Below are 19,677 nucleotides of genomic sequence, written 5' to 3' on the forward strand. Positions count from 1 at the left end.
GCCGCTTCGCCGAGTTCAAGGCGGAGTACGGCAGCACGCTGGTCACGGGCTTCGCGCACGTGCACGGCCACCCGGTCGGCATCATCGCCAACAACGGCGTGCTGTTCGCCGAGTCGGCGATGAAGGGCGCGCACTTCATCGAGCTGTGCTGCCAGCGCGGCATCCCGCTGGTGTTCCTGCAGAACATCACCGGCTTCATGGTGGGCCGCAAGTACGAGAACGAAGGCATCGCCCGGCATGGCGCCAAGATGGTCACCGCGGTGGCCTGCGCGCAGGTGCCCAAGTTCACGGTGATCATCGGCGGCAGCTTCGGCGCGGGCAATTACGGCATGTGCGGCCGGGCCTACTCGCCGCGCTTCCTCTGGATGTGGCCCAACGCCCGCATCAGCGTGATGGGCGGCGAGCAGGCCGCCGCGGTGCTGGCCACCGTGCGGCGCGACGGCATCGAGGGCCGCGGCGGCCAATGGAGCGCCGACGAGGAGGAGGCCTTCAAGGCGCCGATCCGCGCGCAGTATGAGGAGCAGGGTCATCCCTACTACGCCACCGCGCGGCTGTGGGACGACGGCATCATCGACCCGGCCGACACCCGCCGGGTGCTCGGCCTGGGCCTATCGGCCGCACTGAACGCACCCATCCCCGAGACCCGCTTCGGCGTGTTCCGCATCTGAGGCCCCCGGCCCAGGAGACCCCATGAGCTACCAGATGATCCAGACCGAGTTCGCCCAGGGCATCGCCCTGATCTGGCTGAACCGGCCCGACACCCGCAACGCGATGAACGATGTGTTCATCGCCGAGCTCACCGACGCCTTCTCGGCGGCCATCGAGGACGACGCGGTGCGCGCCATCGTGCTGGCCGGCCGCGGCAAGGCCTTCTGCGCCGGCGCCGACCTGAACTGGCTGAAGAAGGCGCGGGCCATGACGCCCGAGCAGGCCCACGAAGATTCCATCGGTCTGGCGCGGCTGCTGCGTCTCATCCATGACAGCCCCAAGCCCACCGTGGCGCGCGTGCACGGCCCGGCCTTCGCCGGCGGCATGGGCCTGGTGGCGGCCTGCGACATCGCGGTGGCCTCGCACAACGCGAAGTTCTGCCTGTCGGAAGCCAAGCTCGGACTGCTGCCGGCGATGATCAGCCCCTTCGTGATGAAGGCGATGGGCGTGTCGCATGCCCGGCGCTACTTCCTCACCGCCGAGGTCTTCGATGCCGCCGAGGCCTACCGGATCGGCTTCGTGCATGAACTGGCCCCACCCGAGGAGCTCGACGCCACGGTCAACGCCATCCTGGGCCACCTCGTGCTCGGCAGCCCGAACGCGCTCACCGAGTGCAAGAACCTGATCCTCGACCTTGCCGGCAAGCCGATCGACGACGCGATCGCCGAGGACACCGCCGCCCGTCTGGCGCGGGTGCGTGCGAGCGACGACGCGCAGGAGGGCATCGACGCCTTCTTCGCCAAACGGCCGCCGCGCTGGGTGCCCCCGCCGCCGCCGGCGGCCACCCCCGAAGACGACGACTGAACGGAGCCGCGATGTTCACCCGAATTCTGATCGCCAACCGCGGGGAGATCGCCTGCCGCATCGCCGCCACCGCGCGGCGGCTGGGCATCGGCACCGTGGCCGTGTACTCCGACGCCGACGCGCGCTCGCGCCATGTGGCCGCCTGCGACCAGGCCTTCCGGCTGGGGCCGGCGCCGGCGCGCGAGTCCTACCTGCGCGGCGACGAGATCATCCGCATCGCGCTGGCCAGCGGCGCGCAGGCCATCCACCCCGGCTACGGCTTCCTGTCCGAGAACGAGGACTTCGCCCAGGCGGTGGCCGACGCCGGGCTGGTCTTCATCGGCCCGCCCGCCTCGGCGATCGCCGCCATGGGCAGCAAGTCGGCGGCCAAGGCCCTCATGGAGAAGGCCGGCGTGCCGCTGGTGCCCGGTTACCACGGCAGCAACCAGAGCCCGGCCTTCCTGCGGGCGCAGGCCGACACGATCGGCTATCCGGTGCTGATCAAGGCCAGCGCCGGCGGCGGCGGCAAGGGCATGCGCATCGTGCGCGCGAGCGAGGAATTCGAGGCCAGCCTCGCCTCCTGCCAGCGCGAGGCGAAGAACGCCTTCGGCGACGACGCGGTGCTGGTCGAGCGCTATGTCACCCGGCCGCGCCACATCGAGATCCAGGTCTTCGGCGACAGCCACGGCAACTGCGTGTCGCTGTTCGAACGCGACTGCTCGGTGCAGCGCCGCCACCAGAAGGTCATCGAGGAGGCGCCGGCGCCCGGCATGAGCCCGGAGCGACGGCGCGCCATGGGCGAGGCGGCGGTGGCGGCAGCGCGCGCGGTGGGCTATGTCGGCGCGGGCACGGTCGAATTCATCGCCGATCCCGACGGGCGCTTCTTCTTCATGGAGATGAACACCCGGCTGCAGGTCGAACACCCGGTCACCGAGATGATCACCGGCCTCGATCTGGTCGAGTGGCAGCTCAAGGTCGCCGCCGGCCTGCCGCTGCCGGCGCAGGCCGACGCGTTGCGCATCGACGGCCACGCCATCGAGGTGCGGGTCTATGCCGAGAACCCCGACAAGGGCTTCCTGCCCTCCACGGGGCAACTGCGCCACCTGCGCACGCCGCCGGCCACCGCCTTCAGCCGCGAAGCCGAGGGCGCAACCGCGCCGGTGCGCATCGACAGCGGCGTGCGCGAGGGCGATGCGATCTCGCCCTTCTACGACCCGATGATCGCCAAGCTGATCACCTGGGCGCCCGACCGCGAGGGCGCGATCGCGCGCATGGATGCGGCGCTGGCGCGCTTCGAGGTGGTGGGCCTGCACACCAACATCGCCTTCCTGCGGCGGCTGATGCGCTGCGCCTCGTTCGCCGGCGCCGATCTCGACACCGGCCTGATCGAGCGCGAGCGCGCCGCGCTGATGCCCGGCGCGCGCAGGCCCTCGGCCCACGACCTGGCCCTGGCCGCCGGCCTGGTGCTGGCCCGCGAACGCGACGAGGCGGCCGCGGCCGCCGATGCCGCCGACCCCTGGCAGCAGCGTGACGGCTGGCGTCTGGGCGCGCACCAGGAGCGCGAGATGCACTTCGCCGCCGGCGCCGACATCCACAGCGTGCGGGTGGCCTATGCCCGCAGCGGGCACACCGTGTTCGCCGGTGACGAGGCGGTGTGCCTTGCCGACCTGCGCTGGGACGCGGCGGCGCGGCGCCTGAGCGGTCTGGCCGGCAGCGAGGCGTTCGACTGCGGTGCGGTGGCCGACGGCGAGATGCTCCACCTGTTCACCCCGCAGGGCCAGGTGAGCCTCGCCTGGCGCCCGGCGCTCGCGCAGGCCGGCGACGATGTCGATGCGGTCGGCGGTCTGGTCGCGCCCATGCCCGGCAAGGTGGTGGCGGTGCTGGTGGCCGCCGGCGCGACGGTGTCGCGCGGCCAGCCCCTGATGGTCATGGAAGCGATGAAGATGGAGCACACCATCGCCGCGCCGGCCGACGGCGTGGTCGCCGAACTGCTGCACCAGGTGGGCGATCAGGTGGCCGAAGGCGCCGCGCTGCTCGCCATGAAGGCCGGCTGAGCCGCCCCCACTCACGGAGACACCCATGAACATCGAATGGAGCAGCCCGCAGGCTGCCGGTCTGAACCCCGACCGGCTGCAGCGGCTGGCCGCCGCCCTGCAGTCCGACATCGACCGCGGCCGACTGCCGGGCGCGGTGGCCGCCATCGGCCGGCGCGGCCGCATCGCATGGACCCATCGGGCCGGCGTGCAGGCCCCCGGCAGCAGCGCGCCGATGGCCGATGACACGCTGTTTCGCATCTTCTCGATGACCAAGCCGATCGTGTCGCTGGCCATCATGATGCTGCTCGAGGACTTCCGCCTGAAACTGGTCGACCCGGTGGAGCGCTTCATCCCCGAGTTCGCGCAGACCCGGGTTCTCATCGAGGGCGCCGACGGCAACCGGCTCGCACCGCTGCAGCGTTCCATCACCGTGCAGGACCTGCTGCGCCACACCTCGGGCCTGACCTACGACTTCGTGGGCACCGGCGAGGTCCATCGGCGCTACGCCGCGGCCAAGCTGCACGAGCCCACCCAGGATAACGCCGAGCAGGCCCGCCGCCTTGCAGCGCTGCCGCTGGCCCATCAGCCGGGCACGCAGTGGGAATACAGCCGATCCACCGACCTGCTCGGCCGGCTGGTGGAGATCGCCAGCGGCCAGCCGCTCGGCGCCTTCCTGCGCGAGCGCATCCTGCAGCCGCTGGGCATGACCGACACCGCCTTCCATGTCGAGCCCGCCCAGCAGCATCGCATCGCCGAGCCCTTCGCGCAGGACCCCGACTCGGGCGCGGCCGTGAAGCTCTTCGACCCGCGTCGCCCGCCCCGCTTCGAGAGCGGCGGTGGCGGGCTGATCTCCACCGTGCCCGACTATGTCCGCTTCCTCAAGATGCTCGCCGGCGGCGGCCGGCTCGACGACGCTCGCCTTGTCTCGCGCGACACCCTGGCCTTCATGACCGCCGATCACCTCGGCGGCATCCGCCGCGACAGCCCGCTGCTGCCGCCCGGTCACGGCTTCGGCCTGGGCTTCGCGGTGCGCACCGAGCCCGGCGTGGCGCCGCTGCCCGGCTCGGTGGGCTCTTACTTCTGGGGCGGCATCGCCGGCACCACCTTCTGGGTCGACCCGGCGCGCGAGCTGTTCGCCGTGATGATGGTGCAGGCCCCGGTGCAGCGCGACGAATACCGGGCGCTGTTCCGCACCATGGTCTATGCCGCCCTCGACGACTGAGACCGGGCAGGGGCTGCGCCTGAGCGTGGTCCATCCCGATCCGCAGGCCCGCGCCGAGTGGCGGCAGGCGCTGCAGAGCCTGCTGCCCGCCGCACAGGTGCGGGAATGGGCGGCCGCGGCGCAGGGCAGCGACCCGAGCGCGTCCGCCCACGCCACCGGCGTCAGTCCCATGCCCGGCAGCGCGCCCGTCGCCCACTACGGCGTGGGCTGGCGCCCACCGGCCGCCTTCTTCGCCGACAACCCCGATCTGGCCGCCTTCCTGGCCGCTGGCGCCGGCATCGATCACCTGCTGGCCCTGCCCGGCCTGCCGCCCGCGCTGCCCATCGTGCGGCTCGAGGACGCCGGCATGGCCGACCAGATGTTCCGCTACTGCCTGCACGAGGCGCTGCGCCGGCTGCACCACGAGGACGACTACCGCGCGCAGCAGCGTGCCGGCGGCTGGCAGGAGCTGCCGGCACGCGCGCCGGCCGACCTGCGGGTGGGCATCGTGGGTCTGGGCGCGCTGGGCGGGGCGGTGGCCACGCGCCTGGCCGCCCTGGGCTTCCCGGTGAGCGGCTTTGCCCGCGGGCCGCGAGCGCTGCCCGGCGTGCGCTGCCGGCACGGCGCAGCGCAGTGGACGGCCTTCCTCGCGGAGGCCGACCTGCTGGTGCTGATGGCGCCGCTCACCCCCGAGACCCGCGATCTGATCGACGCGGCAGCCCTGGCGGCATTGCCGCGCGAGGCCTGGCTGGTCAATGTCGCGCGCGGTGAACTGATCGACGACAACGCGCTGCTGGCCGCGCTCGATGCCGGCCGGCTGGCCGGCGCCACGCTGGACGTGTTCCGCATCGAGCCCCTGCCGGCAGGGCACGCTTTCCGGCAACACCCTAGAATCCGCCTGACACCGCATGTGGCGGCGCAGACCCTGATCGCTCCCGGCGCCCGCCAGGTGACCGACAAGATCCTGCGCCTTCAGCAAGGCCTTCCCATCAGTGGCATCGTGCAGCGCGCCCGCGGCTACTGACCCCAACCCGCCCCCATCCTGGAGCCCGACATGAGCCTTCCGAAACGCGTCTTTCTCACCGAAGTCGGCCCGCGTGACGGCCTGCAGAACGAACAGCAGCCGGTGCCGGTCGACATCAAGGTGGGGCTGTGCGAGCGGCTGCTGGCCGCCGGCGTGGGCAACCTCGAGGCCACCTCCTTCGTCTCGCCCAAGTGGGTGCCGCAGATGGCCGACGCCGCCCAGGTGATGGCCCGCATTCCGCGCCCGGCCGGCGTGACCATCTCGGTGCTCACCCCCAACATCAAGGGCTTCGAGGGCGCGCTCGCCGCCAAGGCCGACGAGGTGGTGATCTTCGGCGCCGCCAGCGAGGCCTTCTCCCACCGCAACATCAACTGCTCCATCGAAGAGAGCATCAACCGCTTCACCCCGGTGGCCAATGCCGCCAAGGCCAACGGCCTGCGGCTGCGCGCCGCGGTCTCGGTGGCCTTCGGCTGCCCCTACCAGGGCGACGTGCCGGTGAGCTCGGTGGTCGATGTGGTCAAGCGCTTCCGCGACATGGGCTGCGACGAGATCGGCATTGCCGACACCATCGGCGTGGCCAATGCCGAGCAGGTCAAGCGCGTGCTCGAAGCCGCCGCGCGCGAGTACCCGCTCGACCAGATCTCCGGCCACTTCCACGACACCTACGGCCAGGCGATCGCCAATGTCTACGCCAGCCTGGAGGTGGGTGTGTCGCGCTTCGACGCGTCCATCGCCGGTCTGGGCGGCTGCCCCTACGCCAAGGGCGCCACCGGCAATGTGGCCACCGAAGATGTGCTCTACCTGCTCGATGCGCTGGGCATCGAGACCGGCATCAGTCTCGAGCAGATGGTCGACGCCGGCCAGTGGATCAGCGCCTTCCTGGGGCGCAAATCGATGTCGCGCGCCGGCAATGCCCTGCACGCCAAGAAGCTCGCTCGCGAGGAGAAGGCGCAAGCCGCCTGAGCGCCCGGGTCTGCCCGCCAGACCCGCCGCCGGTCCGCCGCCCCCATGGCCTCGATCATTCCGCCGCCCTCGCGCCCGCCACGGCGCACCATCGCCAGCCCCTGCGTGTCGGTGTGCCGCATGGACCCGCGCACCGGCTGGTGCGTGGGCTGCCTGCGCACCATCGAAGAGATCGCCACCTGGGGCTCGATGGGCGAGGCCCGCCGCGCCGAGGTGATGGCCGCGCTGCCCGGCCGCCAGATCGGCCGGCCGGCATGAGCGCGCCCGATGTCCAGCTGCCCGAGCAGCGCTTCGCCGTGCCGGTGATCGGCCCGGCCTATACCCTGTGGGCACGCTGGACCACCGCCGGCACGGTGGTCAGCCTGCTCGCCTACGGTGGCCAGGTGATGGCCACCCGCCCGGATGTCGCCTGGCCGGTGCTCATGCTGATGGCCGCCGCCGCGGTGGTGCTGCTCGCGAGCACCTGGTACATCCTCACCGGCAAGACCACCATCGACTCGCGCGGCATCCGCCAGGACTGGATCTTCCCCAAGGACTACGCCTGGCACGAGATCACCCGTGCCCGGCTGGTGCGCATGCCCCTGATGCCGCGCCTCGTGCTGATGACACCGCGCGGGCCCTTCAAGGCGGTGCACGGCGGCAACAAGGCGCTGCTGACGGCCTTCGCCGACATCGATGCCAGCTTCCGGCGCTGACCCCGTGCTGCCGCCGGCCATGCGCTTCGTGCAGCGCGACTGGCTGTCGAGCAACCTGTTCGTGTTCTTCGACGGCGAGGGCGACGCGCGCGAGGCCACCGTGGTCGACACCGGCTACCACCGGCACAGTGCCCAGACCGTGGCGCTGGTGGCGCACCTGCTGGCCCGCGAGGGCCTGGGCATGGACCGCCTGCGGCGCATCGTCAACACCCACCTGCACTCCGACCACTGCGGCGGCAATCTCGCGCTGCACCAGGCCAGCGGCGCGCGGGTGACGGTGCCCGCCTCCATGCTCGACAGCGTTCGGCGCTGGGACAACGAGCGGCTGACCTTCCAGGACTTCCGCCAGCACTGCGAGCGCTTCCCGGCCCATGACGGCCTCGCGCCGGGCGACAGCCTCGTGCTCGGCGGCTTGCGCTGGCAGGCGCATGGTGCGCCGGGCCACGACCCCGACTCGCTGGTGCTGCACTGCCCCGAGGCGCGGCTGCTGATCTCGGCTGACGCGCTGTGGGAAAACGGCTTCGGCGTGATCTTCCCCGAGCTCACCGGCGCCTCGGGCTTCGCCGAGCAGGCCGCGGTGCTCGAGCTGATCGCCGCGTTGCCGGTCGACCTCGCCCTGCCAGGGCACGGACCGATCATCACCGATGTGCCCGCCGCCCTCGCCCGCGCCCGCAGCCGACTGAAAGCCTTCCGCGACGATGCGCACCGCAGCCCCCGCAACGCCGTCAAGGTGATGCTCAAGTTCATGCTGCTCGACCATGGGCGCCTGCCGATGGCCCAGGCACTGGCCGAGCTCGCGGGCTCGCGCACCGTCGGCGGGGCAGCCGCGCAACTCGGCCTGACGCCCGACGAGGCGCTGCGGCGCAGCCTCGACGAGCTCCTTGCCCAGGGGCAGCTCGGGCTGGAGCCGGACGGCACGCTGATCAACCTCGAGCCCACGGGCTGAACACCCCACCCTTTCCGGAGACAACCATGACCGACACCCTGCCCCGCACGATGCTGCAACTGCGCTCGCTGATCCGCCCCGGCGAACTCGAGCTCTCGCTTGCCGAGGTGCCCACCCCCGAGCCGGCCGATGACGAGGTGCTGGTGCGCATGCAGGCCTCGCCCATGAACCCCTCCGACCTGGGTCTGCTGTTCGGCACTGCCGACATCGGCACGGCGCGCGCCGCCGGCAGCGCCGCCCGGCCGGTGATCACCGCCACCGTGCCCGAAAAGCTCATGAAGGCCATGGCCGGCCGGCTCAACCAGTCGATGCCGGTGGGCAACGAGGGCGCCGGCGTGGTGGTCAAGGCGGGCGCGTCGCCGGCCGCGCAGGCGCTGATGGGCAAGACGGTGGCCATCCTGGGCGGTGCCATGTACGCGCAGTTCCGCGCGATCAAGGCGGTGCAGTGCCTGGTGCTGCCGGCCGGCACCCGGGCCGCCGAGGGCGCCTCGTGCTTCGTCAATCCGCTCACCTCGCTGGGCATGGTCGAGACCATGCGCCGCGAGGGCCACACCGCGCTGGTTCACACCGCGGCCGCCTCCAACCTCGGCCAGATGCTCAACCGCATCTGCCTGAAGGACGGCGTGCCGCTGGTGAACATCGTGCGCAAGCCCGAGCAGGCGGCGCTGCTGCGCGCCCAGGGCGCGGTGCATGTGGTCAATTCCGGCGACGCCGACTTCGCCGACCGCCTCACCGATGCGCTCGCGGCCACCGGCGCCACCATCGCCTTCGACGCGATCGGTGGCGGGCGCCTGGCCAGCCAGATCCTGACCTCCATGGAAGCCGCCATCGGCCGCAACGCCAAGGAGTACAACCGGTACGGCTCGAGCGTGCACAAGCAGGTCTACATCTATGGCGGTCTCGACCGTGGCCCCACCGAGATCAACCGCAATGTCGGCATGGCCTGGGCGGTGGGCGGCTGGCTGCTCACGCCCTTCCTGCAGAAGATCGGCTTCGAGGCGGGCCAGAAGCTGCGCCAGCGGGTGCTCGACGAGCTCAAGACCACCTTCGCCAGCCACTACACCCGCGAGGTCTCGCTGGCAGGCGCCCTCAGCACCGAGGCGATCTCGGTCTACGGCAAGCAGGCCACCGGCGAGAAGTTCCTGATCAACCCCAGCCTCGACGCGACGCTCTGAGCGCCGCCCGCGCATCGTGACCGGCTTTCGTTACGACGAGGAGATCCGCACCACGCCGTCGGGTGAGCACACCTGGGACGGCCGGGTGCATGCCGCCTGGAACATCGGCACCAACCCCAACGGCGGCTATCTGCTGTCGCTGGCGGCCGACGCCCTGCGCCAGGCCTGCCCGGGCCACCCCGATCCGCTGAGCATCACGGTGCACTACCTGCGCCCGGGTGTGCCCGACACCGACTGCTGCATCCGCACGCAGCGGCTGCGCGCCGGCCGCACCCTGAGCACCGCGCGGGCCACGCTCGAGCAGCAGGGCGAGGCGCGCATCGAGGTGCTGGCCGCGATGGGTGACCTTGCCGGCGCCGACCAGCCGGTGCTGGTGCCACCGCCCCCGGTGCTGCCGCCGCCCGAGCAGTGCGAGCCGCGCACCGGCGAGGCCCAGAGCCTGATGCTGCCGATCCTGCAGCGGCTGGACATCCGGCTCGCGCCCGAGGAGGCCGTGCCGGGCAAGGCCGGCCGCCCGCAGGTCACCGGCTGGATCCGCTTTCGCGACGGGCGCGAGCCCGACCCGATGGCCTGCCTGCTGTTTGCCGACACCTTCCCGCCCTCGGTGATGGGACTGCTCGGCAATGTCGGCTGGGTGCCCACGGTGGAGCTCACCGTGCAGGTGCGGCACCGACCGGCGCCGGGCTGGATGCTCGGGCAGTTCCGCACGCTCGACTTCAGCGACGGCCGCATCATCGAGGACGGCGCCCTGTGGGACAGCACAGGGCGTCTGGTGGCGCAAGCCCGACAACTGGCCCTGGTGCGCCAGGCCGAAAGGAAATCCTGACCATGTCCACCGCATCGCTGTTCAAGCCCCTTGCCGTCGGCCCGCTGCAACTCGCCCACCGCGTGGTGATGGCGCCGCTCACCCGCATGCGCGCCGATCCGCAGACCAATGCCCCGGTGCCGATGAACGCGGTCTACTACGGCCAGCGCGCCACCGACGGCGGGCTGATCATCGCCGAGGCCTCGCAGGTGTCGCAGCAGGGCAAGGGCGCGCCCACCACCCCCGGCATCCACACCGAGGCGCAGATCGCCGGCTGGGCCGGCATCACCCAGGCCATCCACGCCAAGGGCGGCAAGGTGTTCCTGCAGCTGTGGCACATGGGCCGGCTCTCGCACCCGTCGCACCAGCCCGGCGGCGGGCTGCCGGTGGCCCCCTCGGCGATTGCCGCGAAGGGCCAGTGCACCACCGCCCAGTTCACCCGCGAGCCCTTCCCGGTACCGCGCGCGCTCGAGACCGACGAGATCCCGGCGCTGATCGAGAGCTATGCGCAGGCCGCGCGCAATGCCAAGCAGGCCGGTTTCGACGGTGTGGAGATTCACTCGGCCAACGGCTACCTGCTCGAACAGTTCCTGCAGTCGCGCACCAACCGGCGCACCGACGCCTGGGGCGGCTCGATCGCCAACCGCTGCCGGCTGAGCCTCGCGGTCACCGAGGCGGTGGCGAAGGTCTGGGGCGCCGACCGGGTGGGCATCCGCCTGTCGCCCTTCGGGGTGGCCAATGACAGCGGCGAAGACGAGCCCATGCCGCTCTACAGCCACCTGATCGGCGAGCTCGACCGCCTGGGCCTGGCCTACCTGCACCTGATCGAGCCGCGGGCCAGCGGCGCCGGCCAGGCCGAGGTCGATCACCAGAATGTGCCCTCGGCGGCCAGGCTGTTCCGCCCGGCCTGGCGCGGCGTGCTGATCGCCGCCGGCAACTTCCGGGGCGACAGCGCCGCGGCGATGGTCGCCGCGGGCGAGGCCGATGCGATCGCGTTCGGTCGGCTGTACATCTCGAACCCCGACCTGCCACGCCGGATCCGCGAAGGCGCGGCGCTCACCCCCTACGACCGCGCCACTTTCTACAGCCGCGGCCCGGCCGGCTACACCGACTACCCCCTGCTCGACGGCAGCCCGGCCTGAGGGCCGGCGCGGGCACGCGGCCGATTGACTCGCCGCGTTCGCCCGCACACACTGCGCGACACGCCCGGCGCAGACCGGGCCCCCATCCAAGGAGGAGACATGCTCAGGAAAGCACTCGCCGGCGCACTCGCCGCATCCGCACTCGCCCTTGCCGGCAGCCCGGCCGCCGCCCAGGAAAAGCTGGTCGTCTGGTTCACCAAGGGCTTCTATCCGGCCGAAGACCGGGCCCTCGACACCATGATCTACCGGTTCGAGCAGAAGACTGGCGTGAAGGTCGAGCTCTCGCTCTACCCGGTGCAGGACGTCATCCCCAAGACCGTGGCAGCACTCGATTCCCGCTCGCCGCCGGATGTCGCCTTCGGCCTGACCTTCGACTTCCAGGTGGCCGGCAAGTGGGCAAGCGAAGGCAAGCTGCTCGACCTGTCGTCGGTGCTCAACCCGATGAAGGACAAGTTCCTGCCCAACACGCTGTCCACCGCGCTGCTGCCCGGCCCGGGCGGCAAGAAGGCCTACTACGCGGTGCCGGTCTACCAGCAGACCATGCACATCCAGTACTGGACCGACATGCTCGCCGAGGCGGGCTTCAAGCCCGAGGACATCCCGAAGGGCTGGAAGGACTACTGGAGTTTCTGGTGCGACAAGGTCCAGCCGGCGCATCGCCAGAAGACCGGCAAGCGCACCTTCGCCATCGGCCACCCGATGGGCGTGGATGGCACCGACTCGTTCTTCAGCTTCCACCAGTTCATGCTGGCCCACAATGTCCAGGTGGTCGATGACAACGGCAAGGTCACGCTGGGCGAGGCGAAGAACCGCGCCGGGCTGATCGCGGCGCTGAAGGACTACACCGACATCATGGCCAAGGGCTGCACGCCGCCCTCGTCGATCAGCTGGAAGGATCCCGACAACAATGTCGCCTTCCACAACAAGACCACGCTGATGACCCACAACGCCACGATCTCGATCGCGGCCAAGTGGCTCGACGACATGAACAATGCCACGCTCAATGCCGAGCAGCGCGCGCAGGCCAAGCGCAACTACGAGGAGCTGATCGCCACCGCGCAGTGGCCGAACAAGCCCGACGGCAAGCCGGCCAACTACCTGGCGGCGATCAAGCTGGCGGTGGCCTTCGCCGGCGCGAAGAACGAGAAGCGCGCGCGCGAATTCCTCGCCTTCATGATGGAGGAGGCCAACCTCACGCCCTACACCGAGGGCGCGCTGGGCCGCTGGTACCCGGTCACCAAGGCAGCCGCCGACCGTGACTTCTGGACCAAGGAAGACAAGCATCGCAAGGCGGTCTCCGACCAGTTCCGTGCCGGCACCGGCACCTTCCCGTTCACCCGCAACTGGAAGTTCACCATCCTCAACAACGAGAATGTGTGGGCCAAGGCGATGAGCCGGGTGGTCAACGACAAGTGGACGCCCGAGCGCGCCGCCGATGAGCTGATCGCGCGCGCCATGCAGGTCGCCGGCAGCTGACAGTGGCGGCAGCAGGCACCGTGCTGACGGGCCGGCCCTCGGGGGTCGGCCCGCTGCGCCCGGCATCGTGGAACACCGTGGGGCTGCTGATGATCACGCCCTACGTGCTGGTGTTCCTCCTGTTCGTGCTCTACCCGGTGCTCTACGGGTTCTGGCTGGCGCGCAACCCCGACAGCTACCTGCGCCTGTGGCAGGACCCGGTCTTCGCCAACGCGGTGATCAACTCGGCGCTGTTCCTGCTGGTGGTGGTGAACATCAAGTTCGTGCTGGCGCTGTTCCTCTCGGGTTTCTTCGTGCACGAGCGCTGGTGGATCCGCATCCTGGCGGTGCTGTTCATCCTGCCCTGGGCAGTGCCGTCCATCCCCACCATCCTGTCCTTCCGCTTCATGCTCAACCCCGAGTGGGGCGTGATCAACAGCGTCTACTTCCGGCTCACCGGCCTGGACGGCCCCAACTGGCTCAATGACCGCTGGATCGCCTTCACGATGGCCGGCATGGTGCACATCTGGAAGTCACTGCCCTTCTGGACGCTGATCCTCGTCACCGGCCGGCTGGCCATCAGCAAGGACCTCTACGAGGCGGCTTCGGTGGACGGCGCCACCCGGCGCCAGCAGTTCATCCACATCACCTGGCCCTCGATCCGCACGCTCTACATCACCTGCACCCTGCTCTCGATGATCTGGACGCTGGGCGACTTCAACAGCGTGTACCTGCTCACCGGAGGCGGGCCGTCGGACCTCACCCATGTGCTGGCCACGCTGGGCATCCGCTACCTGCGGCTCGATCAGGTCGACATGGCCATGGCCAGCATCGTGGCAGCCATGCCGCTGGTGCTGCCGCTGGTGTTCTTCATGATGAAGCGGCTGTCGCGCGGCCCGCACGACGACTAGGCCCGGCGATGCGCAAGCTGCTCAATGAGGCCGGCCTGTGGCTGGTGGGCATCCCGGTGCTGCTGTGGACGATGCTGCCCATCTACCACATGCTGCTGTTCGCGCTGTCGACCAAGGACAGCGCCTTCTCGGGCCGCCTGTGGCCCGAGACGCCCACGCTGCGCAATGTCGAACTGGTGCTCACCCAGCAGCACCATTACCTCGGCAACTTCTGGTCGCAGATCGCCTCCAGCGTGCTGATCGCGGCGGTCACGGGTGTGCTGACGCTGGTGGTGGCCACCATGGCGGCGTTCGCCATCAGCCGGCTGCGGGTGCGCGGCGGGCGCTGGGTGATGAACGCGGCGCTGTTCACCTACTTCATCCCGGCGGCCTTCCTTGCGGTCCCCATGTACAAGACCATGGGCCTGTACGGCCTGCTGAACAACCGCTGGTCGATGATCCTGGCCATGGTCACGCTGGCCGCGCCCTACGCGATCTGGGTGCTCAAGCAGGCCTCCGACAAGCTGCCGGTGGAGCTCGACGAAGCCGCGATCGTCGACGGCGCCAGCGCCGGGCAGCTCTTCCGGCTGGTCTACCTGCCGCTGATGACGCCCTCGCTGGTGGCCATCGGCGTGTACGCGGTGCTGCTGGCCTGGAACGAGTACCTCTACGCCTTCCTGCTGCTCTCGGACGAGAAGCACATCACCGTGGCGGTGGCGCTGGGCCTGTTCCTGTCGGCCGATGACTCGCCCTGGGAGCTGCTGATGGCCACCGGCGTGCTCTACGCGCTGCCGCCGGCGGCGATCTACTACGCCTTCAAGCGCTACATGGTCTCGGGGCTCACCGCAGGGGCGGTCAAGAGCTGATCGACGCGCCCCGAGGGCGGCCCGATCAGACCACGATCGGATTGACCGCGCCGTCCATCGACAGGATGGCGCCCGACACATAGCTCGCCTTGTCGGAGGCCAGGAACAGCACCGCGTTGGCGATCTCCTCGGGGGTGGCAATGCGGCCAAGCGGCAGGCGAGCCTTGGCGCGGGTGAGCGCCTCCTCGGGGCTGATGCCCTGCATGCGGGCATCGGCCTGCATGCCTTCCTTGAGCCGCTCGGTGAGGGTCAGGCCGGGATTCACCGCATTCACCCGGATGCCCTTGCCGGCATAGGCGCTGGCCATGCCCGCGGTCACGAGCATGAGTGCGGCATTGGCCGCGCCGCCGGGCATGTGCACCGGGCTGGCCACCTTGCCGCCCGCGCCGATGACATTGACCACGCAGCCCGCGCCGCGCGCGGCCATGCGCTTGATGATCGCGTCGAGCGGAAAGACATAGCTGAAGTATTTCGCGTCCATGGCCGCCCGCCAGGCTGCGGGCTCGAGCTCGTCGGGCGGCGTGCGGCGCGCGGCGCCGGCCGAGGTGACCAGCACATCGATCGGGCCCAGACCCGACTCCACCGCCGCCACCATCGCATTGACTGCGGCCGGATCGGCCATCTCGCCGGCGAACGCCATCAGCCGGCCCGGCGCGGCCGCGGCCGGCACCGCCTGCAGCAGCGCCGCGCGTCCGCGCGCGAGATTGCCGGCATCGCGCGAGACGATCGCCACCCGCGCGCCCTCGGCCAGAAAGCCCTGCGCGCAGGACAGGCCGATGCCCTTGCTGCCGCCCGTCACCACCACCACCTTGCCGCCGAGTCCGAGATCCATCGTATCCTCCCCTGAGTCACCGATTACGGGCCCTGCCCGCGAAGCCATGAACGATACCCGCAGTGAGTCCGGCGTGCCGCCGATCACGATCCGCCCCAGCCGGGATGCCGATCTGCCGCAGATCCAGGCCATCTACGCGCACCATGTGCTGCACGGCACCGGCACCTTCGAGCTCGAGCCACCGTCGCTCGCGGAAATCACCCGGCGTCGCGCCGATGTGCTGGGCAACGGCTTCTCGTGGCTGGTGGCGCAGCGCGGCGAGGCGCTGCTCGGCTATGCCTATGCCAACCTGTTTCGCACCCGCCCGGCGTATCGGTTCACGCTGGAGGACTCGATCTACATCGCGCCCGAGGCCGTGGGCCAGGGCGTGGGCCGGCGCCTGCTCGAGGCCCTGCTCGCCGACTGCCAGGCACGCGGCTGCCGGCAGGTGCTGGCGGTGATCGGCGACAGCGGCAACCAGGCCTCGATCGCCCTGCACGCGGCCTGCGGCTTCGAGATGAACGGCGTGCTGCGCTCGGTGGGCTGGAAGTTCGGCCGCTGGCTGGATGTGGTGATGATGCAGCGCGCGCTCGGCGAGGGCGCTGACAGCTCACCCGCCTGACTACCAGTAGACCCAGGCCATCCGGGCGGCCATGGCGTAGAGCAGCAGCGAGAACACCCGCTTGAGCGTGGCCACCGGCAGGCGGTGGGTGAGCCGAGCGCCGAAGGGTGCGGTGAGCATGCTCGCGGCCACCACCGCGACCAGCGCCGGCAGGTAGACGAAGCCCAGGCTCCAGGGCGGCAGGCCCGGCACCGACCAGCCCGAAATCACATGGCCGATCATGCCGATGATCGCCACCGGCACACCGATGGCTGCCGCGGTGCCGATGGCGCGCTGCATGCTCACTCCCCAGGCCAGCATCAGCGGCACGGTGAGGAAGGCGCCGCCGGCCGAGGCCAGACCGCAGATCACGCCCACCACCACCCCGATGGCCAGCAGCACCGGCCGGCCGGGCAGCCCGGTGCCCGGCGCGGGCTTGCGCCCGAGCAGCATCTGGGTGGCACCGCCGAAGACCACCAGCGCAAAGCCCAGCGCCAGCGCGCGCTGCGGCAACCACCCCGAGACGAAGGTGGCCAGGAAGCTGCCAAGCAGCAGGGCAGGCGCCAGCCGGCGCACCAGAGCCCAGTCGACCGAGCCGAGCTGGTGGTGCGCGCGCACGCTGGAACTGGAGGTGAAGACCACGGTGGCCATGGCCGTGCCCAGGGACAGGTGCACGATGTGGTCGGCGCTCAGGGCCTGGGCCTGGAAGAGCGCGGCGAGCAGCGGGACCAGCGTGAGGCCACCACCGATGCCGAGGAGGCCCGCAAGAAAGCCGATGATCGCGCCGAGCGCGAGGTAGGCGGCGAGCCAGGACATGCCCGGATCATACCGCCTGGAACACGGTGGTCCGGCAGCCGGGCCCGACGCTGATATCGTTCGCTGCGTCGTCGTCCGGCACGGCGCCGCCGTGCCCTTCCCCCACACCCACCGCCGCACCGCGGCCCCCGCCCATGACCGCCTCCCAGGACATCACCCTCTTCTCACCGGTGCGCGTCGGCGCCATCGCGTGCGCCAATCGGGTCTTCATGTCGCCGCTCACCCGCTGCCATGCCCTGCCCGACGGCGATGTGCCGCACGCGCTCAACGCCACCTACTACGCGCAGCGCGCCGGGGCCGGTCTGATCATCAGCGAGGCCACCCAGGTCTCGCCGCAGGGCAAGGGCTATGTCGACACCCCGGGCATGTACAGCGCGGCCCAGCAGGCCGGCTGGAAGCTGGTGACCGATGCGGTGCACGCCGCCGGCGGGCGCATCGTCGCCCAGCTCTGGCATGTCGGGGCGATCTCGCATCCCGACTTCCAGCCCGATGGCGCGCTGCCGGTGTCGTGCTCGGCGGTGAACCCCGGCGGCATCGTGCGCACCCCCGCCGGCAAGAAGGACCGCGTGGCCCCGCGTGCGCTGGAGACCCACGAGATTCCGGTGCTGATCGAGCAATGGCGCCAGGCCGCGCTGATCGCGCAGCGGGCGGGCTTCGACGGCGTCGAGCTGCACGGCGGCAACGGCTACCTGCTCGAGCAGTTCATGCGCGACGCCACCAACCACCGCACCGACGCGTGGGGCGGCAGCATCGCCAACCGGCTGCGGCTCACCCTGTCGATCATCGACGCCTGCATCGGCGTGTTCGGCAAGGACCGGGTCGGCATCCGGCTCTCGCCGGTGACCAATGCCAACAACTGCGGTCAGGACTCCAACCCCCAGGCCACCTACGGCACGCTGGTCGATGCGCTCAGCGAACGCGGCATCGCCTTCATCGACTTCGTCGAGGGCCAGACCGGCAGTACCCGCAACCTCGAGGGCTTCGATTTCGCGCTCGCCCGCCGGCGCTTCCGCGGCACCTATGTGGCCAACAACCGCTACACCCGCGAGATGGCGCTCGATGCCGTGGCCCAGGGCGCGGCCGACGCGGTGGCCTTCGGCGTGCCCTTCATCAGCAACCCCGACCTGCCCGAGCGGCTGCGCCGCGATGCGCCGCTGGCGCCCGCCAACCCGCAGACCTATTACGGCCAGAGCGCGGTCGGGTACACCGACTACCCGAGTCTGGACGCGGCCTGACCCGGACTGCCCTGGGGCGCGTCCCGATCGGGGGGCGCCTGGAGCAGCAGCGCCTGATCTGCGGGGGCGAGATTGCTGCCGCACAGCACCGTGACCACCGACTGGCCGGCAAGCCGCTCGCGCAGCGCGAGCACGCCGGCCACCCCGACCGCACCGGAGGGCTCGAGCACCAGCCCGGCATGCGCGAAGGCCATACGCATGGCGGCGATGATGTCGGCATCGGGCACCAGCACGATCTCGTCGACCAGGCCGTCAAGGTCGGCGAGTGCCTCGGGCACCGGGACGCGCACCGCAATGCCATCGGCCATGGTGTCGGCACGGGCGGTGGCCACCGGATGGCCGGCCCGCCAGCTGAGGGCCATGGCCGGCGCACCCTGCGCACACACCCCGATCACCCGGGTGGCCGGCGAGGCTGCCTTGAACCAGCGTGCGATGCCGGCCAGCAGCGCCCCGTTGCCCAGCGGCACCAGCACCGCGTCGAAGGCCTCGCCGCGCCCGAGCATCTCGACGGCGATGCTGCCGTGACCCTCGGCAGTCTGGGGCTCGCGACCGTCCTCGATCATGCGAGCGCCGCTGGCTGCGGCCCAGGCCTTCGCCGCGTCCTTCGCGGCATCGAAGTCAGCGCCGGCGTGGCGCACCTCGGCCCCGAGCGCGCGCATGCGCGCCACCTTCAGCGGATTGGCGGCATGCGATGCGAACACCGTGACCGGCAGGCCGAGCGCGCGCCCGGCCCAGGCTACCGCCTGCCCCCAGTTGCCGGCGCTCGCGCAGACGATCGGTCCGCGCTCGCCGGCGCGCGCGAGGTCGGCCAGCAGCACGCTCGCACCACGCGCCTTGAAGCTGCGGATGGGGTTCAGGCACTCGAGCTTGAGCGTGAGCCGGCAGCCAAGCGCCTCGGCCAGCGGCTCGCAGACATACTGCGGGCTGTCCCGAAAGGGTGGCGCAATGTCGGCCGCCGCCGCCGCGATGCGGGTCAGCGAGAGCCGGTGCACGGGTCGGGCAGCCTCGACCAGCAAGGCGCGCTCGCGGATCGGCCGCACCGCGTCGGGGCCGTGGGCCCGCGCAGCCATCAGGATGCCGTCGAGGTGGTCGATCTCGTGCTGCACGAGCTCGGCCAGCGCCAGGGGCAGCTCGCGCCAGTGCCGCTCACGGCCCGCCTCATCGTGATAGACCAGGTCGATGCTGCGATGCCGGCTCACCCGCACCAGCCGGTCAGGCACGCTCAGGCAGTCATCCCACAGCTCGACCCGGTCGGCGCTGACGCGCGTGATCCGCGGATTGATCAGCGCAAACGGCGTGGCGCCGAGCTGCATGGCGATGATGCGCAGGCCGATGCCCACCTGGGGCGCGGCCATCGCCCGGCCGAAGCCGGCACGCTTGCGGAAGTCGGCGAGCGTGGCATGCAGCCGCTGCAGCACGCCCGGCAACGCCTCGTCGGGAAATCGCACCGGCGCGGCCACGGCGGCCAGCCGCGGATCACCCTCGGTGAGAATCGGCAGGATGTCGGCCGGATCGGGCACCACGC

The 19,677-nt window shown here is 71.0% G+C and carries 20 protein-coding genes; 17 read left to right on the plus strand and 3 right to left on the minus strand.

Annotated features, from left to right (window positions below; translation table 11 throughout):
* The 15 genes from AC2H6A_RS04420 to AC2H6A_RS04490 all read left to right on the plus strand — a co-directional run.
* Nucleotides 1–668 (plus strand): carboxyl transferase domain-containing protein (locus AC2H6A_RS04420; protein WP_484271927.1); only part of this gene is annotated, 668 nt, incomplete at its 5' end.
* 22 nt (nt 669–690) lie between these two features.
* The gene (locus AC2H6A_RS04425) at nt 691–1,512 is read left to right on the plus strand and encodes an enoyl-CoA hydratase/isomerase family protein (RefSeq protein ID WP_484271928.1); all 822 of its coding nucleotides are present in this window, start codon (nt 691–693) and stop codon (nt 1,510–1,512) included.
* A gap of 11 nt (nt 1,513–1,523) precedes the next feature.
* Entirely contained in the window at nt 1,524–3,545 is a 2,022-nt protein-coding gene (locus AC2H6A_RS04430; protein WP_484271929.1) for an acetyl/propionyl/methylcrotonyl-CoA carboxylase subunit alpha, read from the plus strand.
* Between the two features lie 25 nt (nt 3,546–3,570).
* A complete protein-coding gene (locus tag AC2H6A_RS04435; RefSeq protein ID WP_484271930.1) occupies nt 3,571–4,749 on the plus strand; it encodes a serine hydrolase domain-containing protein in 1,179 nt (392 codons plus the stop codon).
* Nucleotides 4,730–5,752 carry an NAD(P)-dependent oxidoreductase gene (locus AC2H6A_RS04440; RefSeq protein WP_484271931.1) on the plus strand — a complete coding sequence of 341 codons (1,023 nt, stop codon included), beginning with the start codon at nt 4,730–4,732 and terminating at the stop codon, nt 5,750–5,752. Before AC2H6A_RS04435 ends, AC2H6A_RS04440 begins: the two co-directional genes overlap by 20 nt.
* 30 nt (nt 5,753–5,782) lie before the next feature.
* Entirely contained in the window at nt 5,783–6,715 is a 933-nt protein-coding gene (locus AC2H6A_RS04445; RefSeq protein ID WP_484271932.1) for a hydroxymethylglutaryl-CoA lyase, read from the plus strand.
* A gap of 45 nt (nt 6,716–6,760) precedes the next feature.
* Nucleotides 6,761–6,973 (plus strand): DUF1289 domain-containing protein, encoded by a 213-nt coding sequence (locus tag AC2H6A_RS04450; protein WP_484271933.1) that lies wholly within the window; start codon nt 6,761–6,763, stop codon nt 6,971–6,973.
* Nucleotides 6,970–7,410 carry a hypothetical protein gene (locus tag AC2H6A_RS04455; protein WP_484271934.1) on the plus strand — a complete coding sequence of 147 codons (441 nt, stop codon included), beginning with the start codon at nt 6,970–6,972 and terminating at the stop codon, nt 7,408–7,410. The genes AC2H6A_RS04450 and AC2H6A_RS04455 overlap by 4 nt, the downstream gene beginning before the upstream one ends.
* A 4-nt stretch (nt 7,411–7,414) precedes the next feature.
* Nucleotides 7,415–8,356: an MBL fold metallo-hydrolase gene (locus AC2H6A_RS04460; RefSeq protein ID WP_484271935.1), complete on the plus strand. Its 942-nt coding sequence runs from the start codon at nt 7,415–7,417 to the stop codon at nt 8,354–8,356.
* A gap of 26 nt (nt 8,357–8,382) precedes the next feature.
* Nucleotides 8,383–9,531 (plus strand): zinc-binding dehydrogenase, encoded by a 1,149-nt coding sequence (locus AC2H6A_RS04465; RefSeq protein WP_484271936.1) that lies wholly within the window; start codon nt 8,383–8,385, stop codon nt 9,529–9,531.
* 16 nt (nt 9,532–9,547) lie between these two features.
* The gene (locus AC2H6A_RS04470; protein WP_484271937.1) at nt 9,548–10,357 is read left to right on the plus strand and encodes a thioesterase family protein; all 810 of its coding nucleotides are present in this window, start codon (nt 9,548–9,550) and stop codon (nt 10,355–10,357) included.
* 2 nt (nt 10,358–10,359) lie between these two features.
* Nucleotides 10,360–11,478, plus strand: coding sequence for an alkene reductase (locus tag AC2H6A_RS04475; RefSeq protein ID WP_484271938.1), 1,119 nt, complete (start codon nt 10,360–10,362; stop codon nt 11,476–11,478).
* Between the two features lie 99 nt (nt 11,479–11,577).
* Nucleotides 11,578–12,954 (plus strand): ABC transporter substrate-binding protein, encoded by a 1,377-nt coding sequence (locus tag AC2H6A_RS04480; RefSeq protein ID WP_484271939.1) that lies wholly within the window; start codon nt 11,578–11,580, stop codon nt 12,952–12,954.
* A 20-nt stretch (nt 12,955–12,974) separates the two neighbouring features.
* The gene (locus tag AC2H6A_RS04485; RefSeq protein WP_484271940.1) at nt 12,975–13,844 is read left to right on the plus strand and encodes a carbohydrate ABC transporter permease; all 870 of its coding nucleotides are present in this window, start codon (nt 12,975–12,977) and stop codon (nt 13,842–13,844) included.
* 8 nt (nt 13,845–13,852) lie between these two features.
* Nucleotides 13,853–14,689, plus strand: coding sequence for a carbohydrate ABC transporter permease (locus AC2H6A_RS04490; RefSeq protein ID WP_484271941.1), 837 nt, complete (start codon nt 13,853–13,855; stop codon nt 14,687–14,689).
* Between the two features lie 25 nt (nt 14,690–14,714).
* Here the strand turns inward: AC2H6A_RS04490 and AC2H6A_RS04495 are convergent, their stop codons facing one another.
* Nucleotides 14,715–15,521 carry an SDR family oxidoreductase gene (locus AC2H6A_RS04495; protein ID WP_484271942.1) on the minus strand — a complete coding sequence of 269 codons (807 nt, stop codon included), beginning with the start codon at nt 15,519–15,521 and terminating at the stop codon, nt 14,715–14,717.
* A gap of 73 nt (nt 15,522–15,594) precedes the next feature.
* Here AC2H6A_RS04495 and AC2H6A_RS04500 point away from each other — a divergent pair, with 73 nt between their 5' ends.
* A complete protein-coding gene (locus tag AC2H6A_RS04500; protein ID WP_484271943.1) occupies nt 15,595–16,122 on the plus strand; it encodes an N-acetyltransferase family protein in 528 nt (175 codons plus the stop codon).
* Here the strand turns inward: AC2H6A_RS04500 and AC2H6A_RS04505 are convergent, their stop codons facing one another.
* Complete coding sequence (locus tag AC2H6A_RS04505; RefSeq protein ID WP_484271944.1) at nt 16,123–16,917, minus strand: sulfite exporter TauE/SafE family protein; 795 nt, start codon at nt 16,915–16,917, stop codon at nt 16,123–16,125.
* 134 nt (nt 16,918–17,051) lie between these two features.
* On the opposite strand from AC2H6A_RS04505, the gene AC2H6A_RS04510 reads away from it, so the two are divergent.
* Complete coding sequence (locus AC2H6A_RS04510; RefSeq protein WP_484271945.1) at nt 17,052–18,152, plus strand: alkene reductase; 1,101 nt, start codon at nt 17,052–17,054, stop codon at nt 18,150–18,152.
* Here the strand turns inward: AC2H6A_RS04510 and AC2H6A_RS04515 are convergent.
* A complete protein-coding gene (locus tag AC2H6A_RS04515; protein ID WP_484271946.1) occupies nt 18,128–19,675 on the minus strand; it encodes a pyridoxal-phosphate dependent enzyme in 1,548 nt (515 codons plus the stop codon). The two genes, AC2H6A_RS04510 and AC2H6A_RS04515, sit on opposite strands and share 25 nt — an antisense overlap.
* Nucleotides 19,676–19,677 lie beyond the last annotated feature (2 nt).

It is taken from the genome of Quisquiliibacterium sp. (genome assembly GCF_982640115.1).